Source organism: Streptomyces sp. NPDC002817, assembly GCF_053592055.1.
Genome location: NZ_JBSFUY010000019.1, coordinates 76,297 through 96,641 on the forward strand (window position 1 = coordinate 76,297; position 20,345 = coordinate 96,641).

At 69.7% G+C, this 20,345-nt stretch carries 18 protein-coding genes and 1 riboswitch; of the genes, 1 reads left to right on the top strand and 17 read right to left on the bottom strand.

Annotated features, from left to right (window positions below):
• Positions 1 to 96: 96 nt before the first annotated feature.
• Together ACWD3I_RS30240 and ACWD3I_RS30245 are read right to left on the bottom strand one after the other, a co-directional pair.
• A complete protein-coding gene (locus ACWD3I_RS30240; protein ID WP_365411422.1) occupies positions 97 to 1,038 on the bottom strand; it encodes a M23 family metallopeptidase in 942 nt (313 codons plus the stop codon).
• 2 nt (positions 1,039 to 1,040) lie between these two features.
• Positions 1,041 to 1,200: riboswitch (cyclic di-AMP (ydaO/yuaA leader) on the bottom strand.
• Positions 1,201 to 1,516: 316 nt separating this feature from the next.
• Complete coding sequence (locus tag ACWD3I_RS30245) at positions 1,517 to 3,601, bottom strand: alpha-galactosidase (RefSeq protein WP_365411425.1); 2,085 nt, start codon at positions 3,599 to 3,601, stop codon at positions 1,517 to 1,519.
• 170 nt (positions 3,602 to 3,771) lie between these two features.
• On the opposite strand from ACWD3I_RS30245, the gene ACWD3I_RS30250 reads away from it, so the two are divergent.
• Positions 3,772 to 4,569, top strand: a complete 798-nt coding sequence (locus ACWD3I_RS30250; RefSeq protein ID WP_365411428.1) for a tyrosine-protein phosphatase — start codon at positions 3,772 to 3,774, stop codon at positions 4,567 to 4,569.
• 12 nt (positions 4,570 to 4,581) lie between these two features.
• Here the strand turns inward: ACWD3I_RS30250 and ACWD3I_RS30255 are convergent, their stop codons facing one another.
• The 15 genes from ACWD3I_RS30255 to ACWD3I_RS30325 form a co-directional block, all read right to left on the bottom strand.
• Positions 4,582 to 4,704, bottom strand: a complete 123-nt coding sequence (locus ACWD3I_RS30255; protein WP_046256361.1) for a DUF6126 family protein — start codon at positions 4,702 to 4,704, stop codon at positions 4,582 to 4,584.
• The gene (locus ACWD3I_RS30260; protein WP_451084220.1) at positions 4,701 to 5,321 is read right to left on the bottom strand and encodes a helix-turn-helix domain-containing protein; all 621 of its coding nucleotides are present in this window, start codon (positions 5,319 to 5,321) and stop codon (positions 4,701 to 4,703) included. The genes ACWD3I_RS30255 and ACWD3I_RS30260 overlap by 4 nt, the downstream gene beginning before the upstream one ends.
• Positions 5,322 to 5,378: 57 nt before the next feature.
• Positions 5,379 to 6,764: an aspartate aminotransferase family protein gene (locus tag ACWD3I_RS30265; RefSeq protein ID WP_365411434.1), complete on the bottom strand. Its 1,386-nt coding sequence runs from the start codon at positions 6,762 to 6,764 to the stop codon at positions 5,379 to 5,381.
• Positions 6,761 to 8,719, bottom strand: a complete 1,959-nt coding sequence (gene dxs / locus ACWD3I_RS30270; protein WP_365411437.1) for a 1-deoxy-D-xylulose-5-phosphate synthase — start codon at positions 8,717 to 8,719, stop codon at positions 6,761 to 6,763. Before dxs ends, ACWD3I_RS30265 begins: the two co-directional genes overlap by 4 nt.
• Before the next feature lie 26 nt (positions 8,720 to 8,745).
• Positions 8,746 to 9,903, bottom strand: a complete 1,158-nt coding sequence (gene ispG / locus ACWD3I_RS30275; RefSeq protein ID WP_451084221.1) for a flavodoxin-dependent (E)-4-hydroxy-3-methylbut-2-enyl-diphosphate synthase — start codon at positions 9,901 to 9,903, stop codon at positions 8,746 to 8,748.
• A 4-nt stretch (positions 9,904 to 9,907) separates the two neighbouring features.
• Entirely contained in the window at positions 9,908 to 10,930 is a 1,023-nt protein-coding gene (gene hpnH, locus ACWD3I_RS30280; protein ID WP_365406036.1) for an adenosyl-hopene transferase HpnH, read from the bottom strand.
• Positions 10,931 to 10,935: 5 nt separating this feature from the next.
• Positions 10,936 to 11,577 (bottom strand): phosphorylase family protein, encoded by a 642-nt coding sequence (locus ACWD3I_RS30285; protein ID WP_365406033.1) that lies wholly within the window; start codon positions 11,575 to 11,577, stop codon positions 10,936 to 10,938.
• Position 11,578: 1 nt separating this feature from the next.
• Positions 11,579 to 13,570 (bottom strand): squalene--hopene cyclase, encoded by a 1,992-nt coding sequence (gene shc, locus ACWD3I_RS30290; protein ID WP_365406030.1) that lies wholly within the window; start codon positions 13,568 to 13,570, stop codon positions 11,579 to 11,581.
• A 117-nt stretch (positions 13,571 to 13,687) separates the two neighbouring features.
• Entirely contained in the window at positions 13,688 to 14,815 is a 1,128-nt protein-coding gene (locus ACWD3I_RS30295) for a polyprenyl synthetase family protein (protein WP_365406027.1), read from the bottom strand.
• Entirely contained in the window at positions 14,815 to 16,209 is a 1,395-nt protein-coding gene (hpnE, locus tag ACWD3I_RS30300) for a hydroxysqualene dehydroxylase HpnE (protein ID WP_365406024.1), read from the bottom strand. The genes ACWD3I_RS30295 and hpnE overlap by 1 nt, the downstream gene beginning before the upstream one ends.
• Complete coding sequence (locus ACWD3I_RS30305) at positions 16,206 to 16,346, bottom strand: DUF6380 family protein (protein WP_266885522.1); 141 nt, start codon at positions 16,344 to 16,346, stop codon at positions 16,206 to 16,208. The genes hpnE and ACWD3I_RS30305 overlap by 4 nt, the downstream gene beginning before the upstream one ends.
• The gene (gene hpnD / locus ACWD3I_RS30310) at positions 16,346 to 17,296 is read right to left on the bottom strand and encodes a presqualene diphosphate synthase HpnD (RefSeq protein WP_365406021.1); all 951 of its coding nucleotides are present in this window, start codon (positions 17,294 to 17,296) and stop codon (positions 16,346 to 16,348) included. Before hpnD ends, ACWD3I_RS30305 begins: the two co-directional genes overlap by 1 nt.
• The gene (gene hpnC, locus ACWD3I_RS30315) at positions 17,293 to 18,195 is read right to left on the bottom strand and encodes a squalene synthase HpnC (protein WP_365406018.1); all 903 of its coding nucleotides are present in this window, start codon (positions 18,193 to 18,195) and stop codon (positions 17,293 to 17,295) included. Before hpnC ends, hpnD begins: the two co-directional genes overlap by 4 nt.
• Positions 18,196 to 18,578: 383 nt before the next feature.
• Positions 18,579 to 19,355, bottom strand: a complete 777-nt coding sequence (locus ACWD3I_RS30320; protein WP_046256351.1) for an ABC transporter ATP-binding protein — start codon at positions 19,353 to 19,355, stop codon at positions 18,579 to 18,581.
• A complete protein-coding gene (locus ACWD3I_RS30325; RefSeq protein WP_365406015.1) occupies positions 19,348 to 20,283 on the bottom strand; it encodes an ABC transporter permease in 936 nt (311 codons plus the stop codon). The genes ACWD3I_RS30320 and ACWD3I_RS30325 overlap by 8 nt, the downstream gene beginning before the upstream one ends.
• Positions 20,284 to 20,345 lie beyond the last annotated feature (62 nt).

Genomic DNA, 20,345 nt, shown 5'->3' on the forward strand with positions numbered 1-20,345 from the left:
AGAACGCAATAAAGTGATCATGAAACCGCAAGAGCGAACACCGAAGGCCGGACCCGGGGATCGGGATCCGGCCTTCGGTGGCACAAGGGGAGGGCGTCAGCTGACGGAGACGCCCTTCGCACGGAGGTAGGCGAGCGGGTCCACGTCCGAGCCGTAGTCCGGGGTGGTGCGGATCTCGAAGTGGAGGTGCGGGCCGGTCACGTTGCCGGTCGCGCCGGAGAGACCGACCTGCTGGCCCTCGGTGACGGTCTGGCCGGACGAGACCGAGAGCGAGGAGAGGTGGGCGTACTGGGCGTAGTAGCCGTCGGCGAGCTTGATGACGACCTGGTTGCCGTACGCGCCGCCCCACCCGGCGGAGACGACCGTGCCCGCACCCACGGCCTTGAGCGAGGTACCGGTCGGGACGACGAAGTCGACGCCCGTGTGATAGCCGCTGGACCACATGCTGCCGGACATCCGGTACGGGGTACCGACGGTGGCGCCGGCCACGGGGAGGGTGAAGCCGCTGGAGCTGCTGGTGCCGGCCGTCTCGCTGCTCTGCGTCGCGGTCGTCGAGTTCGACGAGGAGGACTCGGAGGAAGAGGACTTCTGCGTCTCCGCCGACTTCTGCGTCCCCGCGGACTTCTCCGTGCTCGCCGCGGCCTTCTTGCCGATGGTGAGCTTCAGACCGGGGTGGATCAGCGCCGGGTCGGAACCGACGGCCTCGCGGTTGTCCGAGTAGAGCTTCTGCCAGCCACCGCTGACGTTCTGCTCGTCGGCGATCTTCGAGAGGTAGTCACCGGACCGCACCGAATAGGTGCGCACGGTCGCGGTGTTCGCGGCGCTCTTCTTCTCCGCGGTCTTCTTCTCGGCGGCCGTCTTCTCGGCGACCGGAAGGGACTGGACGGCCTTTTCCGAAACGGACTGCGGGGTGGCCGCGTGGGCGCCTGCGGCACCCATCAGCGGGAGGGCGAGTGCGGCCCCACCGGTGCCGGCGACGGCGATCGAGCGAGTGAGGCGCTGGGCCTTCGGACGGCGGTGCTTACCCTTCGCGGGCATGGCGAATTCCTCTCCGGCGCCTGCGAGGTGAGCTGTCGGGTTCGGGCTGGAGATGCCCGGCCGCACCGAAGTGCGACTTAACCCCTAGCCGTTCCGGAGACCGGAACAGGCGGTTGTACCTGTGGGTCCCCCGCTCCTGCCGTTCACGGGTGAGTTGTGCGGTCCCCGGGCGGCGGCAGGATTGGGCGTCCGTCCGGATTGATGGCGAACGTAAGCGAGCAAGACGCAAAGGGACAAGTGAGAGGTTCCACGTGAATGCGTTCCTCTTGATCCGCTGTGAGAATTACCGGTCACCCTGCGTGCATTACGCACGCCTCCCGCCATGCAAAACCCCTGGAAAAGAACGGGAATTACGTGAACATGACGGGCGACGCACGGTCACGGGTATGACGCTCCTCACGTGGCACATTCACAGCTTCCCTTATTCCAGAGCGAGTTGGAATGAAGGATAAGGAAGGCGCCAATTCGGACAGACGGCTCAGATGCGACGCAGCCGGAGAACTGCCGCATCCAGGTCGCCGCGCAATCCGACGCGAAGTCCGTGATGCAGCAATACGGCACCCCTGCGAACTTCGCCCGTTTCGAGGCATTCGTACGACGCTGTCGGGTCGAGCCCGCGCAGCCGCAGCGCCGGCACCGGCTCGCCGTAGCTCTGCGCCTGGAGCCAGGCGAGCACGACGGTCTCGTCCCCGAGAACGTACTGGACGGCACTGAGCCCGCCCCGCGGCGGTCGCAGCCGGTGGAGGTCACCGCGCTGCACCACGGGCCGGATCTCCTTGTAGAGCTCCACCCACTCACGGGCCTCGGCGAGCTCCTCCTCGCTCCACTGCGTGAGGTCGCCGCCGACACCGAGCACTCCGGCCATCGCGCTGACGAACCGGAAGCGCAGCGAGCTGACCCGGCCGTTGAGCATGGCGTTCGGACTGTCGGTCACCCAGGCGGCCATCACGCGCGCGGGGTGGATCTGACCGAAGCCGTGCTGGATGGCGAGCCGGTCGAGCGGGTCGGTGTTGTCGGAGGTCCACACCTGGTCCGTGCGGCCCATGACACCGAGGTCGATACGGCCGCCTCCGCCCGAGCAGGACTCGAACGCGACCCCCGGATGGGCGGCCCGCAGCCGGTCCAACAAGGCGTAGTAGGCGTGCACATGGTCGATCCAGAGCCGCTGCGGGTAGGGCTCGCCCGGCCAGCCCGCGTCGGTGAAACTGCGGTTGAAGTCCCACTTCACATAGTCGATCGGGGCGCTGGTCAGAAGCGCGTCGAGGTGACCCCAGAGGTACTCCTGGACGTCCTCGCGCGCGAGGTTCAGTACGAGCTGATTGCGGAATTCCGTCCGCTTTCGTCCTGCTTGGTGCTGAACCCAGTCCGGGTGCGCCCGGTACAGCTCGCTGTCCGGGTTGACCATCTCGGGCTCGACCCAGATGCCGAACTGCATGCCGAGTGCGTGCACGTAGTCGGCGAGGGGCTTCAGGCCGCCCGGGAAGCGGTCGTGGTTGGGCGTCCAGTCGCCGAGGCCGGCGCGGTCGCTGGTGCGGGTGCCGAACCAGCCGTCGTCGACCACGAACAGCTCGACGCCGATCGCCGCGGCCCGCCGGGCGAGGGTGCCCTGCTGCTCCTCGGAGATGTCGAACTCGGTGGCCTCCCAGGAGTTGAACAGCACGGGCCGGTCCCGGTCGGCGTCCGGGATGACGTACGCCCGCTGGTACGCGTGCCAGGCCCGGCTCGCCCCGCCGAAGCCGCCGTCGCTCCACAGGCCGGCGAAGACGGGCGTCGTGAAGGACTCCCCCGTCGCCAGCCGCAGCAGGCCCGACTCGTCGTGTCCGACCCCGCCGGTGATCTGCACGCGCGCGTCGGAGAGTTGGGCCACGGCGATGCGCCAGGAGCCCGACCAGCCGAGGGCGCAGCCGTAGACCTCGCCGCGCTCCTCGGTGGCGTCCGTGTCCAGCGCCACCCACGGCAGGTACTGGTGCCCGGTGTGCCCGCGGCGGCTGCCGATGACCTTCTCGCCGTAGGTGAGCGGCGCGCCGGTCAGCCGGGACTCGGCGGCCCAGCGGCCGTGCAGATGGGACAGCTGCCAGTCCTCGCGGTCGGGCAGGGTCCAGGTGGCGGAGTCGGCGCGCAGGAGCTCCACGGTCCCGGGCCCCTGGTTGTCCAGGGTCACCCAGCGCTCCACCACATCGCCGCGCATCCGGTAGTGCAGCGTGATCGCCAGCCCGCCGTCGCGGAACCGGAGCCGCAGTTCGTCGCCCTCCGTGTCGCCGGAGGTCTCGTGGGACTCGAAGGTCCACTCGGTGCCGCGCCGCTCGTCGGTCCGTACGGACAGCGCGGGCCGCACGAAGCGGGGGCCGCCCTCGACGGGGTACTCCTCGCGACCGTCGAGCGGGGACTCGAAGCCGCGTTCGGCGGGCAGCGGACGGGCGGCGAGTTCCTCGGCGTCGGCGAGCTCGATTCTCGAGCCCCAGTGGAGGTGCAACAGGACGTCGTCCCCGGTGAGGTGGACGGCATAACTGCTGGCAGGCCCGGAGAGAAGCCAGGTACGGCCGGTTTCGGAGATCTCCAGCATCAAATCCTCACAGATACAAACAGGTGCGCTCAAGTGCCAACATCATCAACGGCCGCGAGCCCAGGGTGCAACGCCTGTGGACAACTGATTGCCCCAGGAACCGATGTCGTATCGTCGAGGAGGTGCCCGCTGACGAGCCGTGGCGGCGGGACCGGCTGGGAGGAGCCCCCGTGACGCAGCAGATCCCGTCGACCGAGCCCGAGCTGACCGGAGTCCGCAACTTCCGGGACGTCGGCGGTCTGCCGACGGCGGACGGACGGCGGGTGCGGTACGGAGTGCTGTTCCGCAGCGGTCACCTGGCGCACGCGACCGACGAGGACGCCGCGTTCCTCTCCTCCCTGGGGCTGCACACGGTCTTCGACTTCCGCAACGCCTCGGACCAGAAGCTGGAGGGCCCCGACGTCGAGCTGCCGGGCGTGCGCAATGTGAACCTCCCGCTGAGCGACCCGGCGGACGGCTCGGAGTTCTGGAAGATGGTCCGGGACGGCGAGATCGAGCAGCTGCGCGAGATCCTCGGCGACGACAAGGCGGCGAACCGGATGATCGCCTCGTACCGCAAGATCGTGAAGGAGCGCACCGACGAGCACTCCCACGTCCTGCACTCCCTCGCCGAGGAGAGCGTCCCCGCGCTGATGCACTGCGCGGCGGGCAAGGACCGTGCGGGCCTGTCCATCGCCGTGACGCTGCTCGCCCTCGGCGTGGAGCGGGACGCGATCGTCGCGGACTACCTGGAGTCGAACGCCAAGCACCGCCGCTACAAGGTGCACCGCAGCAGCAAGTCCACCGCCGCCTACTCCCCCGAGGTGATGGAGCTGCTCGGCCCCCTCTTCGACGCACGCGCGGAGTATCTCCAGGCCGCGTTCGAGACGATCGAGGAGACCTGGGGCAGCGTCGACACCTACCTGGAGCAGGGCCTCGGCCTGACCCCGCAGCTCCGGGACCGGCTGCGCGAGCGGCTCCTCGACTGAGGGCCGCCGGGTCTACTGCTTGGCCCCGAGCTCGAACAGCAGGTAGATGAAGGCCGCGAAGAGGTGCCCCACCGCGATGTAGATGATCAGCCGCACCCAGATGCCGCGCGGGAACCTCTCCTCCATGTCCTTCATGACGTCTCTCCAGGGGTGGGGCCCAGGCACAACGTGGCCGTGGGGCTCTGCAGCAGGGTGTGGACGAAGAGCAGCTCGACCCCGTCGGGGTCCTGGGCCGCGATGCGGTGCGGGGTCAGCGAGTCGAAGTGCGCGCTGTCGCCCGGGGCGAGCCGGTGGGTGGTGTCCCCGAGGCGCAGCCGCAGCCGTCCGGTGAGGACGTACAGCCACTCCTCGCCGGGGTGGACCCGCACGATGTCGCCCTGCGAGCCGTGGGGGACGTGCACGCGCAGCGCCTGCATGCCGCGTCCGGGCGCACCGGCCTGCCAGTAGGTCCAGCCGCCGGCGGCGGTCGGTTCCATGTCGGCGGCGCGCACGACGGCGTCCCGTTCGGCGACCGTCTCGCCGAGCAGCTCCGAGACGGTCGTACCGTAGATACGGGCGAGCGCGAGCAGCATCGGCAGCGAGGGCTGGCGCTGCCCGGTCTCCAGCCGGGAGAGATGGGCGGGCGACAGCCCGGCGGCACGGGCCGCGGCCTCCAGGGTGAGGGAGGCGCGGTGCCGCAGCGCGCGGAGCTGCGGCGCGACGACGGGCAGGACGTCGCCGGGCTCGGATTCCGGAGAGCTCATGCTCTCCATTCAGCCGGAGATTTGCCTCCAGGGCAATTTTCTTGCCTCAGAGGCAAATCGCACCGACTACCGGTTGGCCACCGCCTGCTTGACCAGCGTCTTCCCGAAGTCCCACATCAGCCCGCCCCCGCCGTGCGCGTCGTCCATGATGTCCGTGAAGGCGTCGACGAACCGGTCCACCTCCCGCTCCCCGACGGTCAGCGGCGGGATCAGCTTGATGACCTCCAGGTGGTCGCCGGAGACCTGGGTGAGGATCCGGTGGCGCTGGAGCAGCGGTACGACGACCATCTGCGCGAACAGCCCCTTGCGGGCGGCCTGCAGCATGGTCCAGCGGCTGCGCAGACCGAGGGACTTGGGCCGGCCGAACTCGATGCCGACCATCAGACCCCGGCCGCGGACGTCGGCGAGCAGCTCGTACTTGTCGACCAGTGCCGCGAGCCGGTTCTTGAGCAGCTCACCGGTGGCGCGGGCGTTCGCGGTGATCTGCTCGTTCTCCATGACGGACAGCACGGCGAGTCCGGCCGCCATGGCCTGCGCGTTGGACCCGAAGCTCGCCGAGTGGACCAGGACGCGGTCGATCGACGAGAAGACCTTCTTGAAGATCCAGTCCTTGCCGAGCGTGGCGCCGACCGGCACATAGCCGCCGGAGAGCGCCTTGGCCACACAGACGAGGTCCGGCTCGACGCCGTCCTCGTGCTGGTAGGCGTAGAAGTCGCCGGTCCGCCCGAGGCCTGTCTGCACCTCGTCGGCGATGAGCAGTGCCTTGTGCTTGTGCAGCAGTTCCTGGGCGGCGCGCAGATAGCCGGGCGGGGGCTCGTGGACGCCCTTGCCCTGGATGGGCTCGACGATCAGGGCGGCGACATCGCCCTTCCTCAACTCCCTTGCCAGGGCGTCGAGATCGCCGAGGGGTACGGCCGTGTCGGGCAGCAGCGGCGCGAAGCCGTCACGGAAGCCGTCCTCGCCGTTGACCGACAGCGAGCCCGTGGTGAGTCCGTGGAAGGCGTGGTCGCAGTACAGGATCCGCGGCTTGCCGGTGGCCCGGCGGGCGAACTTCAGCGCGGTCTCCACCGCCTCCGTACCGCTGTTGCCGAAGAACACCCGGTCCAGGTGCGGGCTGTGCGCGAGGAGCTTCTCGGCCAGCAGCCCGGGCAGCGGCTGGCAGTCGAAGCGGGTGAGATCGGCGAGCTCGGCGTCGAGGACGTCGTGCAGCGCCTTGCGGACGACGGGGTGATGACGGCCCAGGCCCATCACCCCGAACCCGGCGAGCATGTCCAGGTAGTCGTTGCCGTCCGCGTCCCAGAAGTACGCGCCCTCGGCCCGCTCGTAGACCTTGTCGAAGCCGATGGTGTGCAGCATGCGCGGGAGCTGGTGGTTCAGGTACTTGGTGTGCAGCTCGTAGCGCTCGGCTCCGCGCTCGGCGAGGAGTCTGCCGAGGTCGAACTCCGTGGTCATTCAGCCTTCTCCCTGACAGGGCCGCCGGTCTGCTCGCCGACGGCCGACGTTGTCTCGGCCTCCTTGGCGGCCAACGTCTCCTCGGCCTCCTTGACCGCCAGGCTCGCGCTGATCCGTCCGGCGACCTCCACCGGCGTGAGCCCGATGTCGGCGAGCACCTCCCCGCGCTTGGCGTGCGCGAGGAACTGCTCCGGAATCCCGAACCGCCGCACCGGTACGTCGACTTCGGCGTCGCCCAGCGCGAGGGCCACCGCGGAACCGACACCGGCGGCACGGCTGTTGTCCTCGACGACGGCGACCAGCCGGTGCTCGGCGGCGAGGCCGGGCAGCGCCGGGTCGACGGGCTTGATCCACCGGGGGTCCACGACCGTGCAGTCGATACCGCGGGCCTCCAGCAGCTCGGCGGCCTGGAGACAGACGGGTGCCATCACACCGACGGCCACCAGAAGGACCTCGGGCCGCGTCCCGCGGTGCAGCACGTCCATGCCGCCCACGCGGTCCACCGCGGGGATCCGTGGGCCCACCGACTCCTTGGGGAAGCGGACGAGCGTCGGCGCGTCGTCCACTGCCACGGCCTCCCTGAGCTGCGAGCGCAGCTGGTCGGCGTCGCGGGGCGCGGCGATCCTGAGGCCGGGTACGACCTGGAGGATCGACATGTCCCACATGCCGTTGTGCGAGGCCCCGTCCACACCCGTGACACCGGCCCGGTCCAGCACGAACGTCACTCCGCAGCGGTGCAGCGCGACGTCCATCAGGAGCTGGTCGAAGGCACGGTTGAGGAAGGTCGCGTACACGGCGACCACGGGGTGCAGCCCGCCGGTCGCGAGCCCGGCCGCGGACACCGCCGCGTGCTGCTCGGCGATGCCGACGTCCCACACCCGGTCCGGGAACCGCGCGGCGAACTTGCCGAGCCCCACCGGGTGCAGCATGGCCGCCGTGATCGCCACGACGTCCTCCCGCTCCTCCCCGATCGCGGCGATCTCGTCCCCGAACACCGAGGTCCAGGACGGCCCGTTGGAGGGCGCGAGCGGCTCGCAGGTGAGCGGGTCCATCACACCGACGGTGTGGAAGTGGTCCTCCTCGTGGGCGAGGGCGGGCTCGTAACCGCGGCCCTTCTCCGTCAGACAGTGGACGAGGACCGGCCCGTGGAAGCGTTTCGCGCGCCGCAGCGCCGACTCCACGGCCCCGATGTCATGCCCGTCGATCGGGCCGACGTACTTCAGTCCGAGGTCCTCGAACATGCCCTGCGGAGCGAACGCGTCCTTGAAGCCCTTCTTCGCACCGTGCAGCGACTCGTAGATCGTGCTGCCCACGACCGGGGTCCGCAGCAGTACGTCCTTCCCCCAGGCCAGGACCTTCTCGTAGCCGTCGGTGGTCCGCAGGGTCGCCAGGTGGTTGGCGAGCCCCCCGATGGTCGGCGAGTACGAACGCTCGTTGTCGTTGACGACGATGATCAGCGGCCGGTCCTTGGCGGCCGCGATGTTGTTCAACGCCTCCCAGGCCATGCCGCCGGTGAGCGCGCCGTCGCCGATGACCGCGACCACATGCCCCTTGTCGCCCTGGACCTGGCGGGCCTTGGCCAGCCCGTCGGCCCAGCCGAGCGCGGTGGAGGCATGACTGTTCTCCACGATGTCGTGCTCGGACTCCTCACGCGACGGGTAGCCGGACAGACCACCCTTGCCGCGCAGCTTCGAGAAGTCCTGACGCCCCGTCAAAATCTTGTGCACGTAGCTCTGATGGCCGGTGTCCCACACAATGCGGTCCACAGGCGACTCGAAGACCCGGTGGAGCGCGATGGAGAGTTCCACCACCCCCAGATTGGGCCCGAGGTGTCCGCCGGTCCTGGCCACGGCGTGGACCAGGAACTCCCTTATCTCTTCGGACAGTTCACCGAGTTCCGCCTCGGACAGCGCCTTCAGGTCACGTGGTCCCCGGATGTTCTCCAGAATCGTCACGTCGGGCCCCCTTCGGTCCGTGCTGTTCAACTCACGGTGACGGCCGGCTCCCCCGACGCGACGCCGTCCTGCTCCATCTGTTCGGCGATCTTCATCGCCTCCTCGATGAGGGTCTCCACGATCTTCGACTCGGGGACGGTCTTGATGACCTCGCCCTTGACGAAGATCTGTCCCTTGCCGTTGCCGGAGGCGACCCCGAGGTCCGCCTCCCGTGCCTCGCCGGGACCGTTGACCACACATCCCATCACCGCGACCCGCAGGGGCACTTCCATGCCCTCCAGACCCGCCGTGACCTCATCGGCCAGCTTGTAGACGTCGACCTGGGCGCGCCCGCAGGACGGACACGACACGATCTCGAGGCGCCGCTGCCTGAGGCCCAGCGACTCCAGGATCTGGATGCCGACCTTGACCTCCTCGGCGGGCGGCGCGGACAGCGAGACCCTGATCGTGTCGCCGATGCCCCTGCTGAGGAGCGCCCCGAAGGCCACCGCCGACTTGATCGTGCCCTGAAAGGCGGGACCGGCTTCCGTGACCCCCAGATGCAACGGGTAGTCGCACTGCTCGGCGAGCAGCCGGTAGGCGTTGACCATGACCACGGGGTCGTTGTGCTTGACCGAGATCTTGATGTCCCTGAAGCCGTGCTCCTCGAACAACGACGCTTCCCACAGCGCCGATTCGACGAGCGCCTCCGGTGTCGCCTTCCCGTACTTCTGCAACAGCCTGCGGTCCAGCGAGCCGGCGTTGACGCCGATCCGGATCGGCGTGCCACGGTCCGCGGCGGCCCGCGCGATCTCCCTGACCTGGTCGTCGAACTGCTTGATGTTGCCGGGATTGACGCGTACGGCCGCACATCCGGCCTCGATCGCCGCGAACACGTACTTGGGCTGGAAGTGGATGTCCGCGATCACCGGGATCTGCGACTTGCGGGCGATGGTCGCGAGGGCGTCCGCGTCGTCCTGCGTGGGGCAGGCGACGCGGACGATCTGGCAGCCGGACGCGGTGAGTTCCGCGATCTGCTGCAGAGTGGCACCGATGTCGGACGTACGGGTCGTCGTCATCGACTGCACCGACACCGGCGCCCCGCCCCCGACCGCCACCGGCCCGACCTGGATCTGCCGCGACACGCGCCGCTCGGCGATCGGCCGGACAGGTACCTCGGGGACGCCCAAGGAAATGGCGGTCATGGCACTACTCGCGGTTTCCGGAGACGGTCTCGCGCATCGCGCGCAGCGACTCCTTCAGCGAACCCATGGTCGCGAGGACGGCGGTGGGCTCGTAGCCGCAGTGCGCCATGCAGTTGGCGCAGCGCGGGTCCTTGCCGCGGCCGTACTTGTCCCAGTCGGTCTCCTCGATGAGTTCGCGGTACGTCGGGACGTACCCGTCGCTCATCAGGTAGCAGGGGCGCTGCCAGCCGAAGAGGGAGTAGTTGGGGATGGCCCAGGCGGTGCACGGGAAGTCGACCTTGCCCTCGAGGAAGTCGAGGAACAGGGGCGAGTGGTTGAGCCGCCACTTCTTGCGGTTGCCGCCCGCGAAGGCCTTCTTGAAGAGCTCGCGGGTCTGCTCCACGCCCAGGAAGTGCTCCTGGTCGGGCGCCTTCTCGTAGGCGTAGGCGGGCGAGATCATCATCTCGTCGACGTGCAGGTCGTCGTTGAGGTAGTTGAGCACCTCGATGACGGTCTGCGGGGTGTCCGTGTTGAAGAAGGTCGAGTTGGTGGTGACCCGGAAACCGCGCTTCTTGGCCTCCTTGATCGCCTCGACGGCCTCGTCGAACACTCCCTCCTTGGCCACCGACTCGTCGTGCCGCTCACGCAGCCCGTCGATGTGCACGGCGAAGGCGAAGTAGGGCGAGGGCTTGAACTTGTCCATCTTCTTGCGCAGCAGCATGGCGTTGGTGCAGAGGAAGACGTACTTCTTCTTCGCCACCAACTGCCGCACGATCTCGTCGATCTGAGGGTGCATCAGCGGCTCACCGCCGGCGATGGACACCATCGGCGCACCGGACTCCAGCACCGCCCCGACGGCCTGCGCCACCGGCATACGCTGCTTCAGCACGCCTGCCGGGTGCTGGATCTTGCCGCAGCCCTCGCACGCGAGGTTGCACGCGAAGAGGGGTTCCAGCTCCACGATCAGCGGGAACTTGTCCCGCTTGCGGAGCTTCTGTTCGGCCAAGTATGTAGCGACCTTGATGGACTGACGCAGCGGCATGGCCATCTGGCTCACCTCCTGGGGAGCAGCAAGGAACGGTGCCATTCATAGAAAGCGGGAAGGACGGAACGAAGGACGCGGAAAGCTGATATTCCACCGCGCACCGTGCCGATCCGGACGAGTTCATGTTCTGGAGCGTCCACTACCACCCGGACGGCCGCAACGGGGCGTACTCCCGTCCGCACAGCGCTGCGGAGCGTGGCCGCGGACTCCATGTCGACCGCGATCGCGCCGGTCGCGAGCAGGTCGGACCGTTCGTGACCGCGTACGACGTGATCGGAGCCGGTGAGCGGTCCGGTGTGGACGGTGCGTCCGGGGACCGCCCGTACCAGCTCCTTGACGAGTAGGTCGGTCCCGACGCAGGGAACGGTTCCGTCCGGATCCCGGGTCTCCTCGGCGACGACGAGATCGCCGGGATGCATGCCGGGGGCGAGCCCCGCGCAGAAGCCGGTGGCCAGTACCGCGGCGTCGGCGAGAGCGGGACCGGTGAGGGCGCGGGTGACGGCCCGCTCGGCCGCCCTGGGGCCCATGCCGGTGCGGAGCACGGTGACCGGCCCGTCGGCGCCGGCGCGGTCGCCGCTGCGCAGGGCGAGCTGCTCGATGCCGAGCGCGCAGGCGATCAGCAGCGGGGCGGAGGCCGGCCGGGTGGTCATCTCACGCCTCCCCCGCCTGGGCGAACGGCTCTCCGTGGACGTACCGGCCGAGTGCCGTGAGCGGGAAGACCTGCCGGTAGAGGTGGTAGTTGATGGAGAAGTCCCACGGGAAGCCGGTACCGGTGAAGTAGGGCTCGTCCCAGGAGCCGTCCTCCCGCTGGGTGGCCGCGAGCCATGCGATGCCCCGCTCGACCGCCTTGGAGTCCTTCTCGCCGGCGGCCAGCAGGGCCATCAGCGCCCAGGCCGTCTGCGAGGCGGTCGAGGCCCCACGGCCGCTCCATGCCCTGGCCTCGTTGTAGGAGCGCAGATCCTCGCCCCAGCCGCCGTCGTCGTTCTGGACGGACTCCAGCCAGCCCACGGCCCGCCGGATCGCCGGGTGCGCGGCGGGGATGCCGGCGGCGGTGAGCGCGGGCACCACCGACCCGGTGCCGTAGACGTAGTTGACGCCCCAGCGCCCGAACCACGAGCCGTCCTGCTCCTGTTCGGCGAGCAGCCACTCGATGCCGCGCCGGGTGCGCGGGTCGTGCGAGAGTCCCTCGACGGCCAGCATCTCCACCACATGGGCGGTGACGTCGGCGGACGGCGGGTCGATGACCTCACCGAAGTCGCAGAACGGCAGCCGGTTGGGGAACGGGCTGGTGTTGTCGACGTCGAAGGCGCCCCAGGCGCCGTTCTTCGACTGCATGCCGAGGTTCCAGCGCACCCCGCGCCCGATCGCGTTCTCCACCCGGTCCGGGTCGTGGTGCCTGACGCGGCGCAGGGCGAGGACGACCTCCGCGGTGTCGTCGATGTCGGGGTAGTTGTCGTTGTGGAATTCGAACGCCCAGCCGCCCGGGGGCAGTTGGGGCCGCTTGACGGCCCAGTCCCCGGGCCGGACGATCTCCTCGCCGAGCATCCAGTCCGCGGCCTTGACGAGCTGCGGATGGTCGGCGGGCACTCCGGCGTCGGCGAGCGCGATGGTGGCGAGACAGGTGTCCCACACCGGCGACTGACAGGCCTCGATCATCCGGGACCCGTCCTCGCGCCAGATGGCGAAACGGTCCAGTGACTCCAACCCCGCCCGCATGACCGGGTGTTCGAGGTCGTAGCCGACCAGATGGAGGGCGATGACCGAGTACACGGCCGGCGGCTGGATACCGCCCCAGCAGCCGTCGTTCTCCTGCCGCTCGATGATCCAACGGGCGGCGGTGCTCATGGCCGCCTTGCGCAGTCGGCGCGGCACGACCTTGCGCACCTGGTGCAGCGCCTTGTCCAGACGCTGGAAGGCACCGTCCCAACTCGCCGCCGGGGCAAGGGGCTTGGCCGGATTGGGGTCGGCCGGGTCGGTGTGCAGTTCGTCGAGCGGGAAGGGGGCGGGCCGTACCGGCCGCTTCGCCGAGACGATCGTCAGCGGGACGATGGTCTGCCGGGCCCAGCAGCCGAAGTCGTAGATGTTGAGCGGCACCCACTTCGGGAAGTAGATGAGCTCGGGCGGGAGTTCGGGCAGGTCCTCCCACTTCCACCAGCCGAACAGGGCGAGCCAGATCCGGGTGAAGACACGGGCGGAGGCGATACCGCCCCGGGCGCGGATCCACTCCGAGGCCCTCGCCATGTGCGGCTCGCCGGGTGCGTCACCGGCCAGCCGGAGGGCGACGTACGCCTCGATGGTGGTGGAGAGTTCGCCGGGTCCGCCGTAGAAGGACGCCCAGGTGCCGTCCTCGCGCTGCTCACCGCGGATGAACTGGCCGGCCGCGCGCGTGGTGGACTCGTCGCGGATACCCAGGAACTGACGGAGCAGCAGGTCCTCGGCGTCCATGGTGACGTTGGTCTCCAGGTCGCCCTTCCACCAGCCCTGTGAGTCCTGCCGTGCGAGCAGGTACTCCGTGGCGCGTTGCACGGCGCGTACGGCGGCTTCTTGTACCCCGGCCGCCGCGGGGGTCTCGATGTCGGTTTCGCTGGCCGCGGCAGCGCGGGGCGGCAGAGCCCCGGTGCTTCCGTCGGTCGTCGCTGTCATGGCTTCCCCTTCGTGCAGTGTGCATGTGGTGCTCTGCTGTGGGTCCGCCGTCGGCCGGTGCTCGGTTTCCCGCGACACCGGCCGGCGACTACGCGAGGGCTATTCGACCGATAGTGATCATCTCTTTCGTACGACGACGAAGTCGGCGAGCGCGGTGAACCGGGACCGCACCCGGTCGGGCATGTCGATGGCGTCGAGCGCCTCGACGGCGATGGTGTGCTGACGACGGGCCTCGCCGGCCGTCCAGTCCCGGCCCCCGGCCTCCTCGATGAGGGCGGCGCGGGCCGCGAACTCCTCCTCGGAGAAGTTCTCGAAGTCGCTGCTCTTGGCGTCCGCGGCGAGGATCTCGCCGAGCCGGTCGGAGGCGGAGCCGCCCGCCGCGAGCGCGGCCACGACCGGCAGGGACTTCTTGCGCTGACGCAGGTCGCTCCAGGTCTGCTTGCCGGTGGAGACCGGGTCGCCCCAGATGCCGAGCAGGTCGTCGACGGCCTGGAAGGCGAGGCCGAGGTGGTAGCCGTACCTCTCCAGGATGTCGGCGGTGCGGTCGTCCGCGCCGCCGAGCACCGCGCCGATGGAGCTGGCGCAGGCCAGCAGGGCGCCGGTCTTGTTGCCCTCCATCTCCAGGCACTCCTCGACGCTGACGCGGTCGCGGTGCTCGTAGGAGATGTCCTGGGCCTGTCCGTCGATGAGGGCGCGAGTGGCGGAGGTGAGGCGCCGGGTGGCGCGGCCCGCAGCGACGGTGCCGAGTTCGAGGAGCACCTCGTTGGCCAGCGCGAACAGGGCGTCCCCGACGAGGATGGCCTGGGCCGGGCCGTGCACCTTCCAGACCGTGTCGCGGTGGCGGCGCTGCTCGTCGCCGTCCATCAGGTCGTCGTGCAGCAGCGAGAAGTTGTGGACCAGCTCCACGGCGACGGCGCCGGGGATGCCGACCTCGGGCGCGGCGCCGGTGACCTCGGCGGACAGCACCGCGAGGGCGGGGCGCACGGCCTTGCCGCCGTCGCCGGCGGTCGGGTTGCCCTCGGCGTCGATCCAGCCGAAGTGGTAGGCGGAAACGGTGTCCATGGGAGCGGCCAGGCGGTCGATGGCCGCCCTCAGTACCGGAGTGGCCAGGGTTCGGCCACGCTCCAGCAGCGCGGTCACGTCCACCGCCTCGGCAGCCGTCGAGGCCGGGGGCACAGTGGGCACAGTCTCTCCTCTTGTTGCGGTACCGGGGGTGCGGGGGCCTGCCGCGTGCTGATCGAGCATCAGGCCGCCTCCTCCATGTCGAAGAGGCGGCTGGGGCGGGGCCGGCCCAGGGCGCTCAGCGCGGCGTCCGCCGCACTCACACCACTGCGGACCGCACTCTCCATGGTCGCGGGCCACCCTGTGGCGGTCCACGCACCGGCCAGGTACAGGCCGGGGGTTCTGGTACGGGCGCCGGGCCGCAGCCGTCCGACGCCGGGGGCGGGATCGAACGTCGCCGTCCGCTCCCTGGTCACGAAGAAGTCCCTCACCTCGGCACCGCGCGCGCCGGGCAGCAGCCGCTCCAGCTCCGGCAGATAGCGCTCGCGCAGCACGGCGACCGGCTCGTCGATCTCGTCCTGCGCGGCCGACTGGGACAGGGCCAGGTACTGCCCGTCCCTGAGCCCGGAGGCGTCGGTGCGGTCGAACACCCACTGCACCGGGGTGCCGAGGGCGGTGAAGAAGGGACGGTTCAGCACCTTGCGGTCGTACACGACGTGCACGTTGAGGATCGGCGCGGTGCCGATCGCGAGCAGCTGCTCGGGGGCGTCGAGGGCGCCGTCGGGCAGCAGGTCGTACGTCTCGCGCTGGGGTACGGCGAGGACGACCGCGTCCGCGCGCAGCGTCTCGCCGGGAACCTGAACGCTCCAAGTCCCGTTCTCGTCAGTAGAGATGGAGGTGACGCGTGTACGGACCTCGGTACGCACGCCCGCGGAGTCGAGCGCCTTGCGGGCCAGCCGGTCATGCAGTTCACCCAGCGGGACGCGCGCCCATCCGATGTCGGCCGCGCCCGGGTCGGACAGCAGACCGGTCTTGAACACCATCGCGGCGAGCCCCAGCGAGGCGTCGCCCGCGACCGCGTTGAGGGTGGCGACCCCGACCAGGTCCCACAGGGCCTCGACGGCACGCGCCGACTGACCGTGCGCGGTCAGCCAGCTGCCGAAGCTCTGTGCGTCCAGGTTCGGATCGGCGAGGTCGAGCCCCTTGAGCGCGAGCGCGGCCCGGCCCACCTTGGCCCGTTCGGCGAGCGAGAGATGCGGATACGTGGCGAGGCTGCGCCCCAGGTGCAGGGGCACCGGCAGCGCGTCGCGCCGCAGCCTGCCGAGCCGCCGTCCCTCGGGCTTGTCGACGTCGACCACGGGCACGTCGAGACGGTCCTGCAGCGGCGCCAGCGCGGTGCCCTCGATCCGGTCGAGGAACCAGCGGTAGGCGGTGCAGCAGCGCAGATAGACGTGCTGTCCGTTGTCGACGGTCAGCTCGCCGCGCTGGAAGGAGAAGGCGAGCCCGCCCAGGCGCGGCCGGCCTTCGAGAAGGGTGACGCGGACACCCGCGTCGGCGAGGGCGAGCGCTGTGGTGATGCCGGCGAGTCCGCCGCCGATCACGACCGCGTCCCGCCCCGACTGATTTCCGTCGGTCATCGTGCACCCTCCCCTGCCCGGCCGCTGTGGTGTTTGAACGGTGCACAGCCGACCGTTGCAGTCAGGGACGCGCTCCCTGAGCGGAGGGTTGCGTGCCACTTTTCCCCGGCGGCATCACCTTGGACCGAATTGTCCATCAGGCGCGCCTCCTGACGGTCCGCCGCGTCACATGCCGGGCGTCGAGGCCGGAGAGGCCGCGCACCGCGACGTACGCCTTCTCGCGTCCGGGCAGCGAGACCCGGCCGCGCAGCACCGCCTGGGGGTCGCGCTCGATACGGTCGAGGAGCCGGCGGTAGATGCCGGCCATGGCGGCGACGCAGGCACCGCTGCGCCGGTCGAGCATGGGGAGCAGCCGGTAGCCCTCGGCGAAAAGGGCGCGGGCCCGGCGCACCTCGAAGTGCACGAGACCCGCGAAGTCGGAGCCCTCCGGTGGCGTCGGCCCGCTGAACCCGGCCGAGCAGCCGAACTTCGCGAGGTCGTCGGCCGGCAGATAGGTGCGCCCGCCCTCGGCGTCCTCACGGACGTCGCGCAGGATGTTGGTGAGCTGGAGCGCGAGACCGAGCGTGTCGGCATACTCCGGCGCGCGCTCGACGCCGCGCGCCCCCTGTTCCGTACCGAACACACCGAGCGAGAGCCGCCCGATGGCGCCGGCGACACAGCGGCAGTAGACCTTCAGGTCGTCCCAGGTCTCATAGGTCTCCCCGCGTACGTCCATCAGGACGCCGTCGATGAGCTCGTCCAGGCCCCCCAACGGAATCGGGAAGGCCTCGGCGGCATGAGCGAGGGCGACCGCGACCGGGTCGGTGTCGTCCTCGTCGACCGCGCCCTCGCGGACCCGGGCCAGCATCGCCCGGGTGTCCTCGAGTCTGACGGCCTTCACATCGTGGTCCAGCGCGCCGTCGCCGATGTCGTCGACGCGGCGCGAGAACGCGTAGAGCGCGGACATCGCGCGGCGCTTGGGCATCGGCAGGAGCCTGATGCCGTAAGCGAAGTTACGGGCCTGCTGTCCGGTGACGGCCTCGCAATAGCTGTAGGCGGCGAGTACCGGTGCGGACACGTGTGGTTCGGCCTCCACGGTCCGGATCACCCCTCTCCTCGCAGAGTCACGCCCACCTCGCGCAGCAACTGGAGCTTGCCGGGCTTGGGCGGGCCGGGAAGTACGTCGTATTCGGCGGCGGCAATCGCGTGGATGGCCGCCCTTCCCCCCGCCACGAACCCCGCGAGCAGCAGCTTCAGCCTGCCGTGGACGCTACCCACCAGGGGGGCGCCTTCATTCAGGAGACCGCGGGCGCGTTGTGCTTCGTACGCGACCAGTGCGCGCACCGATGCGCCTGCGGTCTTCGTGGCGAGATCCGCCTCCTGGACATGGAACCGTTTCATGTCCTCGGCGGGCAGGTAGATGCGGTCGCGGCCGAGGTCCTCGGCGACGTCCTGGAGGTGTTCGACGATCTGCAGGGCCGTGCAGATCGCGTCCGAGTGCCGGATCCGCTCGGGGGTCGAGGTGCCGGTGACGCCGAGGACCAGGCGGCCCACCGGGTTGGCCGACAGCTCACAGTAGGCGAGCAGATCGTCGTAGGTCTCGTACCGCTTGACCAGCTGGTCCTGGCGGTTGGCGGCGATCAGGCCGAGGAAGGGCTCGGGAGGGAGCGAGCAGCGGCGGACCGTCGGTCGCAGGCGGCGCAGCAGGGGGTGGCGGGGTTCTCCGGAGAAGACCCGCTCGAGGTCGGCCTCGAAGGCGTCCAGCAGCCGAAGCCGGTCCTCGGCGTCCTCGGCCGGCACGCCGAGCAGACGGGCGTCGGCGCCGCCGGGGGCGAGGTCGCCGTCGCCGATGTCGTCGACAAGGCGGGCGAAGCCGTACACCGCCATGAGATCGGTGCGCCAGGCCCGGGGCAGGAAGAAGGGAGCCACGGGGAAGTTCTCACCCGCGGCCTTGTCCAGCGTGCCGCGCTCCGGATCCGGGGCACGCCCCGTGTCGGTTCCCGTCACCGCGGACTGCCCGGAGCGGGGACGGCACATGCGTTGAGCTGGGGAGTTTCCGTAGCCATAGCCGTCACATCTCCCGTTCTACACCGCCGACCCAATACACACTATTTCGGACACGCCGCCCGGCCTGCCGCGCAGCCGCTCCAACTGAAGGTGTCGGGCATTATCGCCCCACTTGCCGCGATTCGGGACCGGTACAGCTTACGTTGTACAACTCAACGTGGTGAGTCGGGGTGTCCTGCACATCACAAGAACACACCGATTGGCTTCAAGATTCCTACGCCGTACCGAAGTTGACGTTTCCTTTGCAGACGCGGGGCCCCGCCGGAGCAGTTCCGGCGGGGCCCTGCGAAGCGTCGTGGCCCCTGCGTCCAGGCCCGGGTGGACTACTTGCCCGTGAACTTCTCGTACTCCTTGAGGACCTCTTCGGTCGGGCCGTCCATGCGCAGCTCGCCACGCTCCAGCCACAGGACCCGGTCGCAGGTGTCACGGATCGACTTGTTGTTGTGGCTGACCAGGAACACCGTGCCGGCTTCCTTGCGCAGTTCACGGATGCGTGCCTCGGAGCGCTTCTGGAACTTGCGGTCGCCGGTCGCCAGGGCCTCGTCGATCATCAGGACGTCGTGGTCCTTGGCCGCGGCGATGGAGAAACGCAGACGGGCCGCCATGCCGGAGGAATAGGTGCGCATCGGGAGGGTGATGAAGTCGCCCTTCTCGTTGATGCCGGAGAAGTCGACGATCTCCTGGTAGCGCTCCTTGATCTGCTCCCGGGACATACCCATGGCGAGCCCGCCCAATATGACGTTCCGCTCGCCCGTGAGGTCGTTCATCAGGGCCGCGTTGACGCCGAGCAGCGAGGGCTGGCCGTCCGTGTAGACCTTGCCGCTCTCGGCGGGCAGCAGGCCGGCGATGGCGCGCAGCAGGGTCGACTTGCCGGAACCGTTGGAGCCGATCAGGCCGATGGCCTCACCGCGGTAGGAGACGAAGGAGACGCCGCGCACGGCGTGCACCTTGCGCACCCCCCGCTCCTCGCCGCGCTTGACGATGCGGCTCAGGGCGGCGGTGGCGCTGCCCTTGCCGGACTTGGCGCCGTTGACGCGGTAGACGATGTGGAGGTCGTCCGCGATGACGGTGGGGCGGGGATCCCGCTGCTGCTCAGCCACGGCCGTACCTCTCCTCGGCCTTCCAGAAGTAGACGAAGCCCAACGCGCCGGCGAGCAGCGCCCAGCCGAGGGCGAAGAGCCACACGTGCGGGGGCAGGTACTCCGAGCCGTATCCGTCGATCATCGCGAAGCGGACCAGGTCCATGTAGATCGCGGCGGGGTTCCACTGCAGGACCTCGGTGACCCAGCCCGGCATGTCCTTGTCGGCGAGCATCGCCGGGATGCTGAACATGACGCCCGAGGCGTACATCCAGGTCCGCAGCACGAACGGCATCAGCTGGGCCAGGTCGGGGGTCTTGCTGCCCATACGGGCGAAGATCAGCGCGAGGCCGGTGTTGAAGACGAAGTGCAGGACCAGCGCGGGCAGCACCAGCAGCCAGGACAGAGAGGGGTAGCTGCCGAACGACACCATGACCACGACCAGCACGATCATCGAGTACAGCAGCTGCTGGAGCTGCTGGAGCGCGAACGAGATCGGCAGCGAGGCGCGCGGGAAGTGCAGGGCGCGGACCAGGCCGAGGTTGCCGGAGATGGCGCGCACGCCGGCGAGGACCGAGCTCTGCGTGAACGTGAAGACGAAGACGCCCGTGACCAGGAACGGCACATAGATGTCGTGCGGAATGCCCTTCCGGGCGCCCAGCAGCAGACCGAAGATGAAGAAGTACACGAGCGCGTTCAGCAGCGGCGTGGCCACCTGCCACAGCTGGCCGAGTTTGGCCTGGCTGTACTGGGCGGTCAGCTTCGCCCGCGAGAACGCGAGGATGAAGTGACGGCGGTCCCAGAGCTGGCGGACGTACTCGACGAGCGAGGGGCGGGCGCCGCTCACGGACAGCCCGTACTTGTCGGCGAGCTGTGCCGCCGTGAGGCCCTCGTCGGGCGACGGAGGCGCGGTCACCGCGACTCCGCCGTCATGCGTTGTCTCACTCACCAGTGGAAACTTTCGTCCTCGAGATGCGCAGCCTGTGCGGGCTGGGGGCATGAACCGGGGTC

Coding starts and splice junctions, on each gene's coding strand:
- ACWD3I_RS30240 (WP_365411422.1), bottom strand. CDS start 1,038: ATGCCCGCGAAGGGTAAGCACCGCCGTCCGAAGGCCCAGCGCCTCACT.
- ACWD3I_RS30255 (WP_046256361.1), bottom strand. CDS start 4,704: ATGAAGGACATGGAGGAGAGGTTCCCGCGCGGCATCTGGGTGCGGCTG.
- hpnE (WP_365406024.1), bottom strand. CDS start 16,209: ATGACCGACGGAAATCAGTCGGGGCGGGACGCGGTCGTGATCGGCGGC.
- ispG (WP_451084221.1), bottom strand. CDS start 9,903: ATGACCGCCATTTCCTTGGGCGTCCCCGAGGTACCTGTCCGGCCGATC.
- ACWD3I_RS30245 (WP_365411425.1), bottom strand. CDS start 3,601: ATGCTGGAGATCTCCGAAACCGGCCGTACCTGGCTTCTCTCCGGGCCT.
- ACWD3I_RS30295 (WP_365406027.1), bottom strand. CDS start 14,815: ATGCTCGATCAGCACGCGGCAGGCCCCCGCACCCCCGGTACCGCAACA.
- ACWD3I_RS30265 (WP_365411434.1), bottom strand. CDS start 6,764: ATGACCACGGAGTTCGACCTCGGCAGACTCCTCGCCGAGCGCGGAGCC.
- ACWD3I_RS30285 (WP_365406033.1), bottom strand. CDS start 11,577: ATGACCACCCGGCCGGCCTCCGCCCCGCTGCTGATCGCCTGCGCGCTC.
- ACWD3I_RS30260 (WP_451084220.1), bottom strand. CDS start 5,321: ATGGAGAGCATGAGCTCTCCGGAATCCGAGCCCGGCGACGTCCTGCCC.
- hpnH (WP_365406036.1), bottom strand. CDS start 10,930: ATGGCCATGCCGCTGCGTCAGTCCATCAAGGTCGCTACATACTTGGCC.
- shc (WP_365406030.1), bottom strand. CDS start 13,570: ATGACAGCGACGACCGACGGAAGCACCGGGGCTCTGCCGCCCCGCGCT.
- ACWD3I_RS30305 (WP_266885522.1), bottom strand. CDS start 16,346: ATGGACAATTCGGTCCAAGGTGATGCCGCCGGGGAAAAGTGGCACGCA.